Annotated in this window: 20 protein-coding genes; 11 read left to right on the top strand and 9 right to left on the bottom strand. The window is 62.2% G+C overall.

Features of this window, described 5'->3' with window-relative positions:
* From Q7T64_RS06170 to Q7T64_RS06135, 8 genes are all read left to right on the top strand, one after another.
* The coding region (locus tag Q7T64_RS06170) for a BamA/TamA family outer membrane protein (RefSeq protein ID WP_304792881.1) at nt 1-385 on the top strand (385 nt) is incomplete at its 5' end.
* 120 nt (nt 386-505) lie between these two features.
* A complete protein-coding gene (locus tag Q7T64_RS06165) occupies nt 506-967 on the top strand; it encodes an OmpH family outer membrane protein (protein WP_304792893.1) in 462 nt (153 codons plus the stop codon).
* A gap of 24 nt (nt 968-991) precedes the next feature.
* Nucleotides 992-2,050, top strand: coding sequence for a UDP-3-O-(3-hydroxymyristoyl)glucosamine N-acyltransferase (gene lpxD, locus Q7T64_RS06160; RefSeq protein WP_304792878.1), 1,059 nt, complete (start codon nt 992-994; stop codon nt 2,048-2,050).
* A 16-nt stretch (nt 2,051-2,066) separates the two neighbouring features.
* On the top strand, nt 2,067-2,534 hold the full coding sequence (gene fabZ / locus Q7T64_RS06155) for a 3-hydroxyacyl-ACP dehydratase FabZ (RefSeq protein ID WP_304792891.1): 468 nt from the start codon (nt 2,067-2,069) through the stop codon (nt 2,532-2,534).
* 133 nt (nt 2,535-2,667) lie between these two features.
* Entirely contained in the window at nt 2,668-3,456 is a 789-nt protein-coding gene (gene lpxA / locus Q7T64_RS06150; protein WP_304792875.1) for an acyl-ACP--UDP-N-acetylglucosamine O-acyltransferase, read from the top strand.
* A gap of 28 nt (nt 3,457-3,484) precedes the next feature.
* Entirely contained in the window at nt 3,485-4,666 is a 1,182-nt protein-coding gene (gene lpxB / locus Q7T64_RS06145) for a lipid-A-disaccharide synthase (protein WP_304792888.1), read from the top strand.
* A 26-nt stretch (nt 4,667-4,692) separates the two neighbouring features.
* Complete coding sequence (gene rnhB, locus Q7T64_RS06140) at nt 4,693-5,349, top strand: ribonuclease HII (protein ID WP_304792872.1); 657 nt, start codon at nt 4,693-4,695, stop codon at nt 5,347-5,349.
* Nucleotides 5,346-6,179 carry an RNA methyltransferase gene (locus Q7T64_RS06135; protein ID WP_304792868.1) on the top strand — a complete coding sequence of 278 codons (834 nt, stop codon included), beginning with the start codon at nt 5,346-5,348 and terminating at the stop codon, nt 6,177-6,179. The genes rnhB and Q7T64_RS06135 overlap by 4 nt, the downstream gene beginning before the upstream one ends.
* Before the next feature lie 147 nt (nt 6,180-6,326).
* Here the strand turns inward: Q7T64_RS06135 and Q7T64_RS06130 are convergent, their stop codons facing one another.
* The 9 genes from Q7T64_RS06130 to Q7T64_RS06090 all read right to left on the bottom strand — a co-directional run bounded on the left by Q7T64_RS06130 (nt 6,327) and on the right by Q7T64_RS06090 (nt 14,727).
* Nucleotides 6,327-7,367, bottom strand: a complete 1,041-nt coding sequence (locus tag Q7T64_RS06130) for a hypothetical protein (RefSeq protein WP_304792866.1) — start codon at nt 7,365-7,367, stop codon at nt 6,327-6,329.
* 89 nt (nt 7,368-7,456) lie between these two features.
* A complete protein-coding gene (locus Q7T64_RS06125) occupies nt 7,457-8,161 on the bottom strand; it encodes an ABC transporter ATP-binding protein (protein ID WP_304792863.1) in 705 nt (234 codons plus the stop codon).
* Between the two features lie 8 nt (nt 8,162-8,169).
* A complete protein-coding gene (locus tag Q7T64_RS06120) occupies nt 8,170-8,913 on the bottom strand; it encodes an ABC transporter ATP-binding protein (RefSeq protein ID WP_304792860.1) in 744 nt (247 codons plus the stop codon).
* Entirely contained in the window at nt 8,910-9,941 is a 1,032-nt protein-coding gene (locus tag Q7T64_RS06115) for a branched-chain amino acid ABC transporter permease (RefSeq protein ID WP_304792857.1), read from the bottom strand. The genes Q7T64_RS06120 and Q7T64_RS06115 overlap by 4 nt, the downstream gene beginning before the upstream one ends.
* Nucleotides 9,942-9,944: 3 nt before the next feature.
* The gene (locus Q7T64_RS06110; RefSeq protein WP_304792852.1) at nt 9,945-10,829 is read right to left on the bottom strand and encodes a branched-chain amino acid ABC transporter permease; all 885 of its coding nucleotides are present in this window, start codon (nt 10,827-10,829) and stop codon (nt 9,945-9,947) included.
* Nucleotides 10,830-10,855: 26 nt separating this feature from the next.
* On the bottom strand, nt 10,856-12,097 hold the full coding sequence (locus tag Q7T64_RS06105) for an ABC transporter substrate-binding protein (RefSeq protein WP_304792849.1): 1,242 nt from the start codon (nt 12,095-12,097) through the stop codon (nt 10,856-10,858).
* A gap of 222 nt (nt 12,098-12,319) precedes the next feature.
* The gene (locus tag Q7T64_RS06100; protein WP_304792846.1) at nt 12,320-13,522 is read right to left on the bottom strand and encodes an FAD-dependent monooxygenase; all 1,203 of its coding nucleotides are present in this window, start codon (nt 13,520-13,522) and stop codon (nt 12,320-12,322) included.
* Nucleotide 13,523: 1 nt separating this feature from the next.
* Nucleotides 13,524-13,988 (bottom strand): VOC family protein, encoded by a 465-nt coding sequence (locus Q7T64_RS06095; protein ID WP_304792843.1) that lies wholly within the window; start codon nt 13,986-13,988, stop codon nt 13,524-13,526.
* A gap of 1 nt (nt 13,989) precedes the next feature.
* Nucleotides 13,990-14,727, bottom strand: a complete 738-nt coding sequence (locus Q7T64_RS06090) for a TetR/AcrR family transcriptional regulator (RefSeq protein ID WP_304792840.1) — start codon at nt 14,725-14,727, stop codon at nt 13,990-13,992.
* Between the two features lie 324 nt (nt 14,728-15,051).
* Between Q7T64_RS06090 and Q7T64_RS06085 the strand changes: the two genes are divergently transcribed.
* The 3 genes from Q7T64_RS06085 to Q7T64_RS06075 are packed head-to-tail and all read left to right on the top strand — an operon-like array spanning nt 15,052 to nt 18,830.
* The gene (locus Q7T64_RS06085; RefSeq protein ID WP_304792837.1) at nt 15,052-15,918 is read left to right on the top strand and encodes a xanthine dehydrogenase family protein subunit M; all 867 of its coding nucleotides are present in this window, start codon (nt 15,052-15,054) and stop codon (nt 15,916-15,918) included.
* A gap of 15 nt (nt 15,919-15,933) precedes the next feature.
* Entirely contained in the window at nt 15,934-16,440 is a 507-nt protein-coding gene (locus Q7T64_RS06080) for a (2Fe-2S)-binding protein (RefSeq protein ID WP_304792835.1), read from the top strand.
* Nucleotides 16,437-18,830: a xanthine dehydrogenase family protein molybdopterin-binding subunit gene (locus Q7T64_RS06075; protein ID WP_304792832.1), complete on the top strand. Its 2,394-nt coding sequence runs from the start codon at nt 16,437-16,439 to the stop codon at nt 18,828-18,830. The genes Q7T64_RS06080 and Q7T64_RS06075 overlap by 4 nt, the downstream gene beginning before the upstream one ends.
* The last annotated feature ends 12 nt before the right edge of the window (nt 18,831-18,842 follow it).

The following is an 18,842-nucleotide window of genomic DNA, read 5'->3' as shown; positions in this document are numbered from 1 at the left end:
GATCTATCCGGTGTTCAAGACTTACTATGCCGGCGGCAGCGGCTCGGTGCGCGGATGCTCCGGCTCGACGCTGCAAGGGCGCCCGGTCGCCGGCGTCGACCCGACCGGTGGCCAGGCACGCCTGATCGCCAATGCGGAATTGCAGTTCCCGATGCCTGGCGCAGACCGGACCCTGCGCTGGTTTACGTTCTTCGACGCCGGCCAGGTATTCAACCTCGATGCAGGCGAAAAGATCAATGTCAGCAACCTGCGCTATTCTGTCGGATTGGGCATCAGCTGGATTTCGCCGGTCGGACCGCTGAAGCTGAGCTTCGGCAAGCCGCTGAACTCGAAAACCAACGATCGGACCCAGGCCTTCCAGTTCCAGCTAGGCACCGGTTTCTGACCTGGACCCCAAGCTGAAACCAACTCATCGAACACAGCAATTGAAATTGATACGGAGAAAATCTTGAAGTCATCGCATAGCATCCTGAAGTTGTTCGCGGTTTTCGCTGCAACTGCCTTTCTGTGGACTGAGGCAGTGGCTCAGGACGCGGGGCGGATCGGCTTCGTCAGCACAGAGCGGATTTTCCGCGATGCCACACCCGCCAAAATCGCCACCGCCAAGATCGAGCAAGAGTTTTCCAAGCGCGACAAGGAATTGCAGGACCTGGCTACGCGCATCAAGAGCCTGTCGGACAAGCTCGACAAGGATGCGCCGGTACTGTCGGAGTCCGATCGTGTTCGACGCCAACGCGAACTGTCCGACCTGGACAAGGATTTCCAGCGCAAGCAACGTGAATTCCGCGAAGACCTGAACCAGCGCCGCAACGAAGAGTTGTCCGCCGTGCTCGAGCGCGCCAATCGGGTGATCAAGCAGATTGCCGAAGCCGAAAAGTTCGATATCGTGTTCCAGGAAGCAGTCTACGCAAGTCCGCGTATCGACATCACTGACAAAGTGATCAAGGCGCTGAACAACGCCAAATAAGGGCTTGGCCCGTTACAGGCGACGATGAGCACAAGTATCGGAGAACTGGTTGGGCGCCTGGGCGGAGAGCTGGTCGGCAGCCCCGCGCTGCCGGTGGCCGGCATCGCGCCAATCGACATTGCTGACGCCTCGCAGGTCGCTTTCCTTTCCAATCGCAAGTTCCGCGAGCAGGCGCGTTCCTGCCGGGCGTCGGTGCTGGTCATGACCGCCGCCGACAGTGAAGCGGTCGGCGCCGCCTACACCGGCGCGCGCGTGTTGACGCCCAACCCCTACGCCTGGTTCGCCCGCGCCGCGCAATATTTTGCTGCATGCAATGCCGTGCCGATTGTCCCCGGCATCCATCCCACTGCCGCAGTCGATCCTGCCGCCCGCGTCGCCGCCACCGCTTGTATCGGGCCGCATGTGACGATCGAGGCAGGCGCCGAGGTCGCCGACGATTGCGTGCTGGACAGTGGCTGCTTTATCGGCCGTGATGCGCGCATTGGCCGCGGCACGCATTTTTTTGCCCGCGTCACCTTCCATGCCCGCTGCCAGATCGGTGAGCGCGGCATTGTCCATTCCGGCGCGGTGATCGGTGGCGATGGTTTCGGTTTCGCCAGCGATGCCGGCGCCTGGATCAAGATTCCGCAAACTGGCCGGGTGGTGCTGGGCGACGATGTACAGGTCGGGTCCAACACCACGATCGACCGCGGAGCGCTGGCCGATACCGTGATCGAAGACGGCGTCAAGCTCGACAACCAGATTCAGATCGCCCACAACTGCCATATTGGCGCGCATACTGCCATGGCCGGTTGCGTCGGCGTGGCCGGCAGCGCGACCATCGGCAAGCACTGTACGTTTGGCGGTGCCGCCATGGTGCTGGGCCACCTGACGATAGCCGACAACGTGCACGTCTCGTCCGGTAGCCTGGTGTCGCGTTCGCTGCACGAGGCAGGGCAGTACACCGGGTTCTATCCGCTGGCGAAAAACGCGGATTGGGAAAAGAGCGCAGCCATCGTACGCAATCTCGAATCGATGCGGGACAAGGTACGGGAGCTGGAAAAGGCGGTGAAGGAAATCAAAGCAAAGAAAGAAGAAACCTGACATGCAAGCGCAAGAAATGAAGACCCTGGACATCAACCAGATCAAGGAATACCTCCCGCACCGCTATCCGCTGCTGCTGGTTGACCGTGTGCTGGACTGGGAGTCGGGCAAGACCATCGTCGCCATCAAGAACGTGACGATCAACGAAGAATTCTTCAACGGCCATTTCCCGCACAAGCCGGTGATGCCGGGCGTGATGATGATCGAAGCCCTGGCGCAGACCGCCGCGCTCCTGTCATTCCTGTCCATGGGCCACAAGCCGGACGAGAATTCTGTCGTGTACTTTGCCGGCATCGACAATGCCCGCTTCAAGCGGCCGGTGCAGCCGGGCGACCAGTTGCGCATGGAAGTGGCGCTGGTGCGCGCATCGCGCGGCATCTACAAATATACGGCGCGCGGCACGGTCGACGGCCACACCGCAGTCGAAGCCGACCTGATGTGCACGATGCGCAGCGCGCGCGACGCCAGCCAACCTGCGGCATGATCGCGTAATCACGTAATAAATCACGTAATAATCACGCTATCACTTAATCGCGTGATCCCTGGTGTGCAAGGGCATATTCGCGGCATGCCGCTGACGCTTTGCGGCAACGAAGTATTCGAGTAATGGAACAGCAATGAGCGGCATTCACCCGACAGCAATTGTCGACCCCGATGCAAACCTGGACCCCACTGTGCAAGTCGGGCCCTACAGCATCATCGGTCCCCATGTCACGATCGGCGCCGGCACCCGCGTCGGCCCGCATGTGGTGATAGAAGGGCACACCACGATCGGCCGCGACAACGTGATCTATCAATTCTGTTCGCTGGGCGCAGCGCCGCAGGACAAGAAATACGCCGGCGAAGATACCCGGCTCGAAATCGGCGACCGCAACACCATCCGCGAATTCTGCTCGTTCAATACCGGCACCGTGCAGGACGCCAGTGTTACCCGGCTGGGCAACGACAACTGGATACTCGCCTATGTACACCTGGCGCATGATTGCCAGGTCGGCAGCCACACGATTTTCTCCAACAACGCCACACTCGCAGGCCATGTGCATGTGGGCGACCACGCTATCCTGTCCGGTTTCGCGGCGGTGCATCAGTTCTGCAAGATCGGTGCGCACGCTTTCGTGGGCATGAACGCCAGCCTGAGCCAGGACGTGCCGCCGTTCGTGCTTGCCGGCGGCAGTCCGGTCGCGCCGCGCGGCATCAATGTCGAGGGCCTGCGCCGGCGCGGCTTTTCGCCGGATGAAATACAAGGCATACGAACTGCTTATCGTCTGCTGTACAAATCGAGCCTGACGCTGGAAGAGGCCAAGACGGCACTCGATGCCGAGGCCGCCGCCAACCTCGCGGCAGCGCCGCATATTCTTGCGTTGCGCCAGTTCCTGGACAGTGCAAGCCGTGGCATTGTCCGCTGACCGGGCGGGGCGTCCCTTTTCCACGCGGATGACGCCGCATCCGCCCGTGTCGATTGCGATGGTTGCCGGTGAAACATCGGGCGACCTGCTGGCGGGACGGATGTTGTCAGGCCTGCGGCCGCTGCTGCCCGATGCCCGGCTGCATGGCATTGGCGGCCCCGAGATGGCGCGCTGGGGCTTCCACAGCGACGTGCCCATGGACAAGCTGGCAGTGCGCGGTCTGTTCGAAGTCCTGGCGCATTATCGCGAAATCAAAAGCATACAGGTCCGCTTGCGCGACAGCTTGCTGCAAGAACGGCCGGCCGTATTCGTTGGCGTGGACGCGCCGGATTTCAACCTCGGGCTGGAAACGCAACTGCGCGCGGCCGGCATACCGACCGTGCACTTCATCAGCCCGTCGATCTGGGCCTGGCGCGGCGGACGGATAAAGAAAATCGCCCGTGCCGTGTCGCACATGCTGGTGGTCTTTCCATTCGAAGAAGAGATTTACCGCAAGGCCGGCGTGCCGGTCACCTATGTCGGCCATCCGTTGGCGGAAGTCATCCCGATGGAGCCCGACTGCGCCGCCGCCCGTGCGCAACTGGGACTGGCTGCCGATGCCAGCGTGCTGGCGATCCTGCCCGGCAGCCGCATGTCCGAGCTGCGCTACAACGCCGTGACTTTCGTGCAGGCAGCAGCCTTGCTGTTGCAGCGCGACCAGAAGTTGCAAGTGATCGCACCGATGGCGGGCGCAGTACAGGCCAGCTATTTCCGCCAGTTGCTGCAACAGGCGGGACTGTCGGATGTGCCGCTCACCATCCTCGATGGCCAGTCCCATCGCGCAATTGCCGCCGCCGACGCCGTGCTGGTTGCTTCCGGCACGGCAACGCTGGAAGTGGCCTTGTTCAAGAAGCCGATGGTGATCGCCTACAAGATGATGGCGGCGTCGTGGCAGGTATTGCGTCACATGGGCTACCAGCCGTGGGTCGGCTTGCCCAACATATTGGCGCGTGAATTCGTTGTGCCGGAACTGCTGCAGCATGCCGCCACGCCGCTGGCGATTGCCAACGCGCTGTCACGCCAGCTTGACGACCAAAGCCTGCGCACCCGCCTGCAGGACCGCTTCACGATGATGCATCATGATTTGTTGCGCAATACGGCAAGCCTGAGTGCGCAAGCGGTGCTGGACGTGATGGCTGCGCATCCGGTCGCGCCAGCTGGCAAGCGATAAGCGATCAACCACCAGGTGCCAACACCATGAAGAGCCGCTCCGCTACGTTGGGATTATCCTTGTTCGACCGCGGCGACCGCCTGGTCTGCGGCGTCGATGAGGCCGGCCGCGGGCCATTGGCGGGGCCGGTCTATGCGGCTGCCGTCATCCTCGATCCCGAGCGCCCCATCGACGGGCTGCGTGACTCCAAGAAGCTCAGCGCCGAGCGCCGCGAAGAACTGGCCCTGCAGATACGGGCCTGCGCGATAGCCTGGTGCGTGGCTGAATGTTCCGAAGCCGAAATCGATCGTTTTAATATCCTGCAAGCCAGCATGCTGGCCATGCGCCGTGCGATCGAGGGCCTCTGCGTGACACCGTCACTGGCGCTGATCGATGGCAACCGCTGTCCTGTGCTCAGTGTGCCGAGCGAGGCGATCGTGGGTGGTGACGACCTGATTCCCGCCATTTCCGCCGCATCGATCCTGGCCAAGACCTCGCGCGATGCTGCGCTTCAAGCGTTGCATCTGGAATACCCGCTCTACGGTTTCGACCAGCACAAGGGCTATCCGACCGCGCTGCACCTGGCGCGCCTGGCGCAGCATGGCGCGTCTCCGGTGCACCGCAAGTCGTATGCGCCGGTCAGGGCGGTGCTGGAAGCCGCCATGCGCGCGCGGGCCGACATCAAGCAGGAGCCTGGACAATGAGCGCCAAAACAATCAGCTCGCGCGACAATGCGCAATACAAGGCCTTGCGGCTACTCGCGTCGAGCACGCAGGCGCGCAGGAAGGCCGGCCAATGCCTGCTCGACGGCATCCACCTGTGCCAGGCTTACCTGGAGCAGGTCGGCTTGCCTGAAGTGTGCGTGGTGGGGGCGGCGGCGCGCGCCAATCCGGAAGTCGACGCCATCGTCACGCGCTGCCTCGATGCGGGGGCGAGCTGCATGGTGCTGGCCGATGGACTGTTCGGGCAACTGAGCCAGGTCGAACACGGCATTGAGCTGCTATTCGTGATCGCCACGCCGATGCCAGGCCCGGCGCCGGTGCTGACCAGGTCAGCCGTGTTGCTTGACAATGTGCAGGACCCCGGCAACGTCGGGTCGATCCTGCGCAGTGCGGCGGCAGCGGGCATCGACATCGTCTGTTGCGGACCCGGTACGGCATTCGCCTGGTCGAGCAAGGTCTTGCGGGCGGGCATGGGCGCACACTTTGCGCTGACGATCCACGAGAACGTGGACCTGGCGGCAAGCCTGCGCTCTGCAAAGATTCCCGCGTTTGCCACCAGTTCGCACGCCAGCGCTGGCCTTTATGAACTTCAACTAGACGGTGAAGTCGCCTGGTTGTTCGGTCACGAGGGGCGCGGCGTGTCGGATGAATTGATGGGGCTGACAACAGCATCGATCGCGATTCCGCACTTGGGTCCGGTCGAGTCACTCAACGTTGCGGCCAGCGCCGCAGTCTGCTTTTTCGAGCAAGTGCGGCAAAAGTTGGCGCACCAGACCGATCAAAATATCGAATACAGGTTACCGCGCCTTTGAGTCCAGACGGGACCTGAGCCACTACGCCAATTCCTGCTCGCTGATGGTTCCGGCTAGACCCACCAACCCTCCATACCGCGCCAGCTGCATGTCATGCACCGCGTAGGCGCAAGCCACACGCCGTTCAATGGGCTGCAGCACACGCAGTCAATCTTCAGGGGGGCGACCGGACACGCGCGGATTTTCCCAGATCGGATCATTGCGATCGATGAGGTTGCCGTCGAGCACCAGCCGCATGCTGGTTCGGCGAGACAGGAACGCTTCCAGCAGCCGGGCATCGGCGGTGACCAGGTTGCAGCGCCCCAAGTTGAGCTTGTTTACGGAATCATTCTGTTCGAGGGCGGCGAGCAAGGGCGGGAGTTGTCCTGAAATTGGCATCTTGCGCAGGGAAAGCGAACGCAACTTGGTGCTCCTGGCCAGATACCGCAGCATCCCGTCCGAAAATACCAGCGGCGCATTGTCCAGCACCACGAGCCTGAGCCCATCCAGGGAAACCAGACGGAACCGGTCTGCAAGGTGCTGGTCATCGGCTAGCTGATCCAGGAGACCGAAAATTGGCCCTTCGATATCAGCGCGATGCCAGTGCAGAGCCATGACGGGTGCTGCGCTTGTGCCGCGAGCCGCTGTTTGACGCAGTTGCGCCAGGCAGGCGTTGACCACGCTGTCGCCGGCCTGGATGTCTGAAAAGTTGAGCACCAGGTTGCGCAGGTTCGTTTGGGAAAAAAACTTGCCGAGCGCATCAAAATGCGAGACCCCGGCGTGCCACCAGCGCGAGGCCTCGCCGATGTCCAGATGCAGGGAAGAATAGTCGGTCGCCAGCTGCTTCAACTGATGCTCGACCGTTAGTCGAGAATTCCAGGGCAGCGCCGTAAAGTCCACCGAGCGCGAAAGCGCCCTGTAGGTCGCGTGAATGCTCACGAGCATCTGGTCCGGCTCGTTCAGCAAGCCGATCACTTCAGCGCGATGCGCGCGGGTGATGCGGGCCCATCCGCGCAGCTTTATCGCGACTTCCTTGTCACCGCCGCAAGCCAGATACTTGAGCAGGAAGGCGCGCCGCAAATCGAGGTTAAGCGCCTGCAATACATGCGGTGGCTCCGGCGACGGATTAGCGCGGCCATGCGACGAAAAAACCAGGCTGTTGCGGCTCGAATCGGCGCTTGGGAAAGAAGGGGATGGGCGATTGAACAAGGCAGTCTCCAGATCGGGAAAGCGGCCTTGGTAACGGCTGGACCGGCCCGGTTCTGGTTCGCAACAGAGGTGACTGCCCTTTCAGGAGGTTAGACCGCGCAATACTTCTCCTGGATTTCCTGATTCGCCAACAGCTCGTGCGCATCGCCGGAATGCACAATCTGCCCCTGGTCGAGGATATACGCCCGATCCGATACCGATAGCGCACGTTCGACATTCTGCTCGACCAGCAGGATCGTCGTTCCTTGCTGCTTCATGCGTCGGAAAAGTCCGAACATTTCATCCACCAGGATCGGCATGATGCCTTCCGACGGTTCATCCAGCAGGATCATCTTTGGCCTGGCCATCATGGCGCGGGCAATCGCCAGCATTTGCTGTTCACCGCCCGACATCGATGTGCCGTCCTGGTCGAGCCGTTCTTTCAGGCGCGGAAATATCTCGGCAATTTCGTCGATCATTTCCGCCACCTGGTTGCGTCCGGCTTTGGCGATCAGGCCAAGCTGCAAGTTCTCGCGCACCGTCAACCCGGGCACGATCTTGCGGTCTTCCGGCACATAAGCCAGGCCGAGATGAAAGCGCGTGTGCGCCGGTTGCGCCAGGCATTCATGGCCGTCGAACACGACACTGCCGCTGCGTTTGGCAACCAGTCCCATGATCGTGCGCAGGGTGGTGGTCTTGCCGGCGCCATTGCGGCCCATCAGCGTGACGATCTCGCCGGGACGCACTTCAAACGAAATGTCCTGGACCACATGGCTGCGGTCGTACCAGGCGTTGAGTTGATTGACCTTGAGCATGGGTTTCCTTAGTTCTGTCCCAGGTACACGCGCTTGACTTCGCTATTGGCGCGGATTTCATCCGGCGTGCCCTCCGCCAGAAATTCGCCATGATGCAACACGATCAGGCGTTCGCAGATGCCCATCACCAGCTTCATCTTGTGCTCCACCAGGATCACGGTGCGCTCTTGCGCCAGCGACGTGATCAGCGACATCATCACCGTGGTTTCCTGCGGCGACATGCCAGCGGTAGGTTCGTCCATCAGCAATAGCGTCGGATCGCAAGCCAGCGCCATCGCGATTTCCAGCGCCCTTTGCTGGCCGTGCGCCAGGTCGGCGGCGGGCCGGTTGCGCACCGAGGCCAGGCCGACCCGTTCCAGCAGGCTGTCGGCCTTGTCGATCAAGTCCTGCAGCGAAGAGCGCGAGCGCCACAGCGAGAAGCGGGCGCTGCGCATCTGCGCGGCTACGCGGACATTTTCATGCGCGGACAATTGCTTGAAGACGTTCGTGATCTGGAAGCTCTTGGCAATGCCGATGCGCGCGAATTCATGTTGCGGCAGGCCGGTAATGTCGCGCCCCTGGTAACGGATGCGTCCTGCTGTCGGTGCAAACGCGCCGCTGACGACATTGAAGAAGGTACTCTTGCCAGCGCCATTGGGACCGATGATGGCGGTCAGTTTGCCGGGCTGGAAGCTGACGTTGATATCGTTTAGCGCGCAAAAGCCGCCGAAACGCTGCGTGATGCCTTCCACTTCAAGGATAGGCGCGCTCATTTCGCCGCTCCTGTTGCATCGGCTGCATGTCCGGTAGCGGCATGCTGGCCTGGCGTACCCTCCAGCTTCGCGTCAGGCCCGGCGTAGCGCAGCGCCCAGCCGACGATGCTGCCCCAGATCCCTTTCGGGAAGAACAGCACGAACAGCATGAAAATCAGGCCGACCACGGCCATCCAGTGTCGCGTCATGGTGGTCACCACATCTTCCAGGTACAGGAACACCGCTGCGCCAACGAAGGGGCCGAAGAAGGAGCCCATGCCGCCCAACAGGCTCATCATGATGCCCTGGCCGGACTGGATATAGTGCAGCGAATCGATTGGCACGATCGACAAGTGCAGGGCGCGCAGCGTGCCGGCCAGCCCGCAGATGCCGGCCGAAATCACGAACACCAGCAATTTGCTGCGGGCGACGTCAAAGCCGCAGGCGGCGGTGCGCTTTTCGTTTTCGCGGATCGCTTCAATGACGGCGCCAAACGGCGAATTCAATAGCCGCGACACGAACCACAGCGCCAGTGCGACAAAAACGAACAGCACGTAGTACTTGGTCAGCGGATGCAGGAAGTCGAGCTCTATCCCGCCCAGGTGTATTTTTTCCAGCGTGATGCCGCGCAGGCCATTTTCGCCGCCGGTCCAGCGCTCGGCCTTGTAGAACGCGTAATACACGATCTGTCCCAGCGCCAGCGTCACCATCGAAAAATAAATGCCGCGAGTGCGGATCGCCAGGAAGCCGACGATGGCGCCCACGATCAGCGAACCGAGCACGCCCACGCCGATGGCCAGTATCCAGTTCATCTGGAAGTGGACCATCGCAATGCCGGTCAGGTAGCTGCCCACGCCAAAGAACGCGGCGTGGCCGAAGGACAGCATGCCGGTATAGCCGAACAGCAGGTTCAGGCCGACCGCGAACAGGCCGAAGATCATGATGTTGATCGCCAGCGCCTCGTACGGCATGATCAAGGGGAATACCAGCAGGAACAGCAGCACGGCTGCCACACGGTGACGGGCGATCAGGTGAATGAAGGAGCGCATCGGTTAACTCATCAGTCCGGCTTTGCCGAAAAATCCTTGCGGGCGGATCAGCAGCACCACCGCCATCAGGACGAAGATCGAGAGCTCGGCCAAGTCCGGCGCAAACAGCGAGGTCATGCTGAACACCACGCCCACCAGCAAGCCGGCGATGACGGCGCCCGGCAGCGAACCCATGCCGCCGACCACGGTCACGACGAATGACTCGGCCAGGATCGGTATCCCCATCTCAGGATTGACCGCCCGTGTCGGCGCCGCCAGGATGCCCGACAGCCCGGCGATGGCGGTGCCGATGCCGAACACGATCAACCACACGCGCGCGACGTCGATGCCCAGCACCCGCACGATTTCCGGATCGCGCGAACCGGCCCGCACGATCAGCCCGAAGCGGGTTTTTTCGATGAACAGGTACAAGCCCAGGATCACCACGGCCGTGGCGCCGATCAGGAACAGGCGGTACAGCGGAAAATGGCCAAAGCCCAGGTTGACCGCGCCGCGCAGCGCCGCCGGCGTCGAAGTGGGCACACCTTCAATGCCGAACAGCACGCGCATCGCTTCGATCATCACCCACGACAGGCCGAAGGTCAGCAGCAAGGGGTAGTCGATGCCGCGCCCATACAGCGGGCGCACCAGGAAGCGCTCGGTCAGCAGGCCGATTGCGCCGACCGCCAATGGCGTGAGCACCAGGCTGAACCAGAAACTGCCGGTCAGCCCCAGGAAATAGACGCCGAGGAAGGCGCCCACCATGAAAAACGCGCCATGGGCAAAATTGACGACGGTCAGCATGCCGAATATCAATGACAGGCCGATCGCCAGCAAAGCATAGACCGCGCCCAGCGCGATGCCGGTCATCAGTTGCGCCGCCAGCAGCGAGAGCGTGATTTCACCCATTGTGGTTTCCTCCCCGGCTATGTGGATCAGGTGGTGACTTTGTGGCCGAGCTCTTCGCAGCTGCGCAGGTTCTTCTCGTCAGGCTTTTCGATCGACAGGACATTGAACACGTCGTACTTGTCCTTCATGTTCTTGGACTTGGACTCGACGATGATCACCGACTGCACCGACTGATGGTCGCACTTGCGGTAGAACTGCTCACCCTTGTACCAGTCATAGCGCAACTGGCGCAGCGCAATGCTGACCCGTTGCGAGTCGGTTGCCTTGGCGTTCTGCACGGCCTGCAGCACGCTGCGGATGCCGGCATAACCCAATGCGCCATAGTCGGATGGCACGGCGCCACCGTAGGCTTTGCGGAACTTGTCGTTGAAGGCCTTGGCGCTCGGGATCGTGCTTTCCATGCCCCAGTAGTAGGAAGTGCCGCCGAGAATGCCTTCAAATGCATCCGCGCCGCCGGCCTGGCGTGCCGTGTACAGCAGCACTGGCGTAATGACCTTCGCCTTGGCTTTGAGGCCGAAGTCGGTGATCTGCTTGGCCGAGTTGACCAGGTCGCGTCCGAAGTTGCACAGCACGATGATGTCCGGATTCAGTGCCTGGATGCGCGGCAGGAAGGCAGAGTAGTCCGCTGTGCCGATCGGATGGCGGATATCGGCCAGTGTCTTGGCGCCGAATGCCTGGCCGGCACGCTGGAAGCCGCGCACCATTTCATGGCCATAGGCATAGTCGGCAGTCAGGTAGACTACGTTCTTGCCGAATTTGGGGAATGCATAGCGGGCCACGGCGCCGGCCGTCATGTGCGGGTTGAGCGCCTCATGGAAGGTGTACAGGCTCCAGTCCTTGGCTTCATTGATGGCGTCGGACTGGCTGATCGAATTGAACAGCACCTTGCGCGCCCGCGTGACGGCATTGATCGACAACTGGGTCGCTGCCGACAGCGAGCCGACGATGAAGTCGGCTTTGTCTTTTTCAATCAGTTCCAGCGTACGGGTGGCGGCTTCGCCCGGGTTCAGCTTGTCGTCGCGCACCAGCAGTTCCGCCTTGCGGCCGTTATAGCCGCCAGCGGCATTCCATTCCTTGACCGCGAGTTCGGCGGCACGCACCTGGTCCTGTGCCTCAGCCGAAAAAGCGCCGGTCAGCGGTACCGGAAAACCGATACGGATCGGGGCCGCCTGCGCCCGTGCAATATTGAACCAGAGTGGCGAAGTGGCGGCGGCAAGGCCCGCGCCTACCACCATGCGGCGATTCTTGTTGGGTGTGGATTGCGTCATGTTTGTCTCCTCGATTGGTCGATGATGTTTTAGTGCGCTGGGTTGCTGTACTGGTGCTGGCTCATTGCTTGCACTGCGCTTTATTGCTGTTTGCTGTCTGCTGCTTCCATGCCATTGCTTGCTGATTTTGTTGCCCCGTCATTTACGTCTGCCTTGCATTGCCACTTTTCCTCATTGACTGGTCCTGTCGATGCACCCGGATTGGCTACGGATTTTCCGGGCTCATACCGTCGCCTCGCTGGGATCGACTGCGGTTTCACGCACCACTTTTTCGTCGCTGCGCGCGACGCTTCCCTTGCGGCTGCCGGTCTGCGACTGCATGTAGGCGCCCAAGCCGCGCGCCAGCCGGATCACATCCTGGCAAGGCTGCAGCCGCGCCGCCTGGTAAGCCTGGCCGGCCGCCGGTGTTGCGCCATGACGGGCGATGGCGTCGGCAATCGCGCCGCCGTCCTGCGCAGCTTTTGTCACGCCCATGCCGCAATGCGGCCGGGCAACAAATGCGGCGTCGCCCATCAACATCACGCGACCGAAGGCGATCTGTTCCGAGTACACATCGTAAATGGGCTGCAGGAAGGGCAGGGCGGTCTTTTCCAGAATTTCAGCGAACTGCGGCGCCAGCAGCCGGCGCCCGGCTTCCCGCATTGCCGCCACGTTGCGCCATGCCACCTTGTTGGGCGGTATACCCAGCGGATAGAGCTTGCCGTCGGCATCGGTCAGCAAGGCATTGAGCCCATCGGGCGCGACGGCCGGCCGATACCAGACGAAGTTATAGCGACGCTTGCCGCGCTGGGTGGAGTTGCCGGCGCCAGCGACCGGATAACCAATCAACTGTTCGCCCGGCGGCAGGCCGAAGCCGAAGCGCTCGAACACCGAATCGAGCGTGAACTTGGACAGCAGCGACTCGTCGCAGACGCCGCGCCAGGCGACATAGCCGGCATATTCCGGCTGCACCTGCGGCGCATACTGCGCGCGCACGGCAGAGCGAATGCCGTCCGACGCCACCAGTAGCTCGCCGCTGAAACTGCGGCCGTCTTCGCACTGCACCATCACACTGTGCTCGTCCTGGGTGACGGATTTCACGCTGGCGCCCTGCACATAGTTCGCCGGCGGCAGCACTTCATGCAACAGGTGATACAGGCGGCTCCAGGACGTCAGCACCTGCGGCAAGGCCAGGGTCACGTCCGGTGTGCCATCGGTTTGCAGCGACACCCGGCCCTGGATGCGCACGCCCAGCGTGTCGTCGACACGGGCGCCGGCGCGCAGCAAGCCGCGTTCCAGGGCCTTGTGGGTGACAATGCCCGCGCCACGGCCGTCCAGCGATTCGGTCGCCTTCTCCAGCACGAGGACATCATGCCCCTCCCGCAACAGGATATTGGCGGCGAACAGCCCGCCCAGCGATCCGCCGGCAACCAGGATGCGCGCCATGTCAGGCTACCTGCGAGCGCTGGGCGTCGAGGGCCGTTTTTTCGGCGGCAGGATAGTTCAGTTCGATCACGACGCCATTCGGGTCGTCCAGGAATACCTGGTGCAGGCCGATGCTGGGCACCGTGCGCTCGCGGGCGGCAATGCCGAGCTTGCGCAGATGCTCGAGCATGGCGGACAGCCCTTCGGCAAAAAACGCGATGTGATCGATGGTGCCGGTTCCGCTCAACTGCGAGGGATCACGGTCGCCCAGGTATTTCTTCAGACCCTCCGGGTCGTTGGGGTCGATGCCGATGATGTGGACCACGGCATTGTAGTAATCCGCATGGTCGCCGCGGTACAGCCAGATTCCGGGGAACGGAAAGGGCGGGCGCGGGCCGACGGTCAGTCCCAGCACGTCCACGTAGAACGCGCGGCAAGACTCCAGGTCCATGCTGCGGATCGAGAAATGGTTCAGTGTCAGTGCCATGTCATTTTCCTTTCAGGATTCGGTTGCCGGCGCTTGCCGCCGGTTTCTTCCTGGCCGCGCGGCCAGTTTCTTTCAGCACTTGCGCCGCCGACCACAGGTAGGCGTGGACCCGATCGGCAATATAAATTTCATCATGCTCGGTCGCTTCTGCGCCGTGCACCGGCTGGCCATAGATCCAGCGCCGCACGGCGGTATAAAAAATGCCGCCATGCAGGCCCATCAGCAGTTCCAGCTCCCTTGCGCTCGGCTTCGACCGGGACGTGCTGCCGCAGTAGCGGCGGGTCTCGCGCACCAGGCGCGGGAACAGACGCTCGCGCAGCAGCGCAAAAAAACGATCCGTGATGTAGTGGTCCGACAGCCCGGAAAAAATGAAGATGCGCACGAAATCGCGGTTGAGTATCGTTCCGGCGTAGTCCGAGTAGAAGCGGACCATTTTGTCCTGCGGATCGAGACGGCGGTCGTCGAGCAGTTTTTCCCACTCGGGCTTCCAGCGGCCTTCGAACAATTCGTAGTAGACGCGCTCCAGCAAGGCTTGCTTGGTCGGAAAGTAGTGGTACAGCAAGGCGTGGGTAATGCCGATTTCCTTGGCCAGTACCCGCATCTGGCCGTCCAGGCCGTGTACCGAGAAAAAAGCGATTGCCCCTTGCAGGATCTGCTTCTCGCGCTCTTCGACGGACAGCCGCCGACGGGCAGGCGCCGTCTGTGCAGCAGCCGATGCGAGTGCGCGACCTTGAGGCATGTCTCCTTGAACCTTTTTTAGTTATTTACCAAGCGTTCAACATTGTGGCATATTATTTATCAGCTGGTAAATAGCGAAAACAGTGCAGGCTGAAAACAGCACCCGGAGCGGGGCGGCGGCCAGACAGCCGGTGTCCAGCGGCTTGTGTCGCCCCGGAAATTCACGCTGACAAAAAGATTTCATCAATCAGGCATTCCAGCCCGCGGCAAGGGCAGTATCACCAGACAACAGCGCAAATAACGGCTTTCCAGCAAGGCCCGGAGGAGAAAAAATGACAATGAGCAGAAAATTGATCGCGGGCGAGCCGGCGATCGGGACGGCAGCATGAAAGCCCCCGCCTTCGATTACATCCGGCCATCGGGCCTGGCCGAGGTGTTCAAACTGCTGGCCACCCACGGCGACGATGCGCGCCTCCTGGCCGGCGGCCAGACCTTGCTGGCGACGCTCAACATGCGCTTGTCGGAACCGGCGGTCTTAATCGACATCAATGGCATCGCGGCGCTGTCGGGTATCAGCGTCCAGGGCGGCAAGCTGCGTATCGGCGCACTGAGCCGCCATACCGAGATCGAAGATTCGGCGCTGGTCGCGCAGCACGCCCCCTTGCTGGCGATGGCGGTACCGCATATCGCGCACCGCGCCATTCGCAACCTGGGCACCTTTGGCGGCTCGCTCGCCTATGCCGATCCGGCGGCAGAGTGGCCCGCCTGCGCGATGGCGCTGGAGGCAGACATCATCGTGCAGGGCGCCAGCGGCGAGCGGCGGATAGCCGCAGCCGATTTCTTTGTCGACATCCTGACCACCTCGCTACAGCCCGGCGAAGTGCTGGTCGCCTGTGAAATCCCGATGCACCAGGCCGGTTGGCAGTACGCCTTCGATGAGCTGGCCCGGCGCCACGGCGACTACGCCATCGTCGGCCTGGCGGTGGCTGCCCGGCTGGACGGCGCATTGCTGGCCGATACGCGCCTGTCTTTCCTTGGGGTGGGCAACACGCCGCTGCGGGCACGCCGCACCGAGGCGGTGCTCAACGGCCGTGCGCTTGATGCGACAAGCATCGATGACGCCGCCGCCATGCTGGCGACCGAGCTGACCGGCGAGCACGAACCGATGGCCGACCTGACCAATTCATCTGCGACCAAGCGCCACATGGCGACGGTATTGCTGCGCCGTCAGTTGGCAAAAATCAGCGCCTGATCGAGGACCGAGAAAATGACTATATCCACACCCACTTGCAGTATCGACGTCACCATCAACGGCCAGCGCGCCAGCTATGACGTGGAACCGCGCCAGCATCTGGTCGACTTCCTGCGCACGGAACTTGAACTGACCGGATCGCACCTGGGCTGCGAACATGGCGTTTGCGGCGCCTGCACGGTAAAACTGGACGGCGTAATCGTGCGCGGTTGCCTGGTGCTGGCGGTGCAGGCCGACGGCAAGACAGTGCAGACCATCGAAGGCCTGACCGAAGCCGGCACCATGCGCGACCTGCAGGATGCTTTCGTGCGGCACAACGCGCTGCAATGCGGGTTTTGCACCTCCGGCATGCTGATGGCGGCCTCTGAACTGATCGAAAAACAACCTGACGCGGAGCGTGAGGAAGTGCGCTCCTGGATCGCCGGCAATTTTTGCCGCTGCACCGGCTACCAGGCGATTGTCGATGCCATTTGCGACGTGATGCAGTCACGCCGCCTGGCAGCACAGGGAGAAGGCGCATGAACGCACCGGAAAAAATCAGCCTGCCGCTACCCAGCGTCACCGAGGATCCGCGCTATATCGGCGCCAGCGTACCGCGCAGCGGCGCGCGCCGCCTGACTGAAGGACGCGGCCAGTACCTGGACGACATGTCTTTGCCGCGCATGGGCCATGTGGTGTTCTGGCGCAGTCCGCTGGCGCATGCGCGGATCATTTCGATCGACCGTGCAGCCGCATCGCAAATGCCCGGCGTGCTGGCGATTGTCGATGGCCAGGAAATGGCGAAGGTGTGCAAGCCCTGGGTCGCCGTGCTCGGGCATTTGCCTGGCATGAAATCGGCGCCGCAATATCCGTTGGCGCCGGAGCGTGTCTGCTGGCAGGGCGAGCCGGTGGTGGCGGTGGTTGCAAAGACCCGCGCCCAGGCCGAGGATGCGCTGCAGTTGCTGCAAGTCGAACTGGAAGAGTTGACGCCGGTGGTCGACATGGAGAGCGCCTTGTCGCCCGCCACGCCGGTGATCCATCCGGAACTGGGCGACAACCTGTGCTTTACGCGCGACCTCGACACCGGCGGCGTTGATGACGCCTTTGCCAACGCCGATATTGTCGAAGAAGCGACCTTTCATTTCGGCCGCCATACCGGCGTCACGCTGGAGCCACGCGCCCAGATCGCCGACTGGGATGCGGGCCAGCAGCGGCTGACCGTCTACCATTCGCAGCAGGCGCCGCACATGATGCAGGATCTGTACTCGCGCCAGTTCGATTTGCCGGAGTCCGCGGTGCGGGTGATTTGCCGCGACGTCGGCGGCTCGTTCGGCATCAAGGTACATGCGTATCCGGACGACTTCGCCACGGTGGCGCTGTCGATCATGTTGAAGCGCCCGATCAAGTTCGTGGCCGACCGGCTGGAGTCGTTTGCCACTGATATCCATGCCCGTGAACATCGGGTCTGGGGGCGCATTGCCGCGACCGCCAGCGGTGAAATCCTGGCGTTCGAGATAGATGACCTGACCGCCATCGGGCCCTATTCAATGTTCCCGCGCACCAGCGCCATTGAAGGCAACCAGGTGGTCAACCTGGTCGGTGGTCCGTACAAACACAAGTTTTACCGCGCCCATCTCGATGTCGTATTCCAGAACAAGACGCCGACTTGCCAGTATCGCGGTGTCGGGCATCCGATCGCCTGCGCCGTGACTGAAGGCCTGGTCGACCTGGCTGCGCGCAAGCTCGGCATCGACGCGCTGGAGCTGCGCCGGCGCAATGTGATACCGGACGACGCCTATCCCTGCACAGCAGCGGCCGGCATCAAGCTGGAAGTGTTGTCGCACCAGGCTTGCCTGGCCAAGCTGGAAAGCATGATCGACTATGGCGCGCTACTCAAGGAGCAGGCCGAACTGCGCAGCAAGGGCGTCTATCGCGGAATCGGCTTTGCCACCGTGATCGAACTGACCAATCCGAGCGCGGCATTCTATGGCGTTGGCGGCGCGCGCATTTCAGCGCAGGACGGCGCGACGGCGCGGCTGGAGCCCAGTGGCGCAGTCACGGTGATGGTCGGTGTGGGCGAGCAGGGGCAGGGTACTGAAGGCATTTATGCGCAAATTAGCGCCGATGCGGTCGGTGTGGGTATAGAAAAAGTGCGCATCGTCACCGGCGACACCGATGTGACGCCCTACGGCGGCGGCACCTGGGCCTCGCGTGGCGCCGGTATTGGCGGCGAGGCAGTGCTGCTGGCCTGCCAGGCGCTGCGTGAAAATATCCTGAAAGTCGCGGCGGCGATCCTGCAGCGGGAGATGGCTTCCCTGACGTTGCGGCGCGATGCGATTGTCGACGCCGATTCGCACGAGCCGGTCCTGCCGCTGGCCGAATTGGGCCGGATTGCCTACTTCCGGCCCGACACCTTGCCGGCCGGCTTCCAGTCCGAATTGATGGTGACGCGGCATTATGCGCAGCGCGACTATCCATTCATTTTTACCAATGGCATACAGGCGTCCTACGTCGAGGTTGACGTCGACACCGGCTTCGTCAAGCTGCTCAAGCATTGGGTAGTGGAGGATTGCGGCCGCGTGTTGAATCCAATGCTGGTGGACGAACAGATGCGTGGCGCAATCGTGCAAGGCATCGGCGGCGCACTGTATGAAGAGTGCTTGTACGACGGCAATGGCATCATGCAAAACGGCAGCATGGCGGATTACCTGGTGCCGATGGCGGCTGAAATGCCGGACATCGAAGTGGCCCACGTGGAAACGCCGACGGCCAGTTCCAAGCTCGGCGCCAAAGGCGCTGGCGAGGCCGGCACTGCCGGCGCCCCGGCGGCGGTGGTGAATGCGATCAATGATGCGTTGGCCCCGTTCAAGGCGGCATGCTGGTCGCAGCCGGTGACGCCGGAGAAGATATTACGCGCCCTGGGGCGGGTGTAACGGGTAAGCCAT

Origin of the sequence: Lacisediminimonas sp., from assembly GCF_030645335.1 — a bacterium.
Classification (GTDB): domain Bacteria; phylum Pseudomonadota; class Gammaproteobacteria; order Burkholderiales; family Burkholderiaceae_D; genus Lacisediminimonas.
Note: the sequence above shows the minus strand (reverse complement) of the source record. Positions and strands in the feature narration are given on the sequence as shown.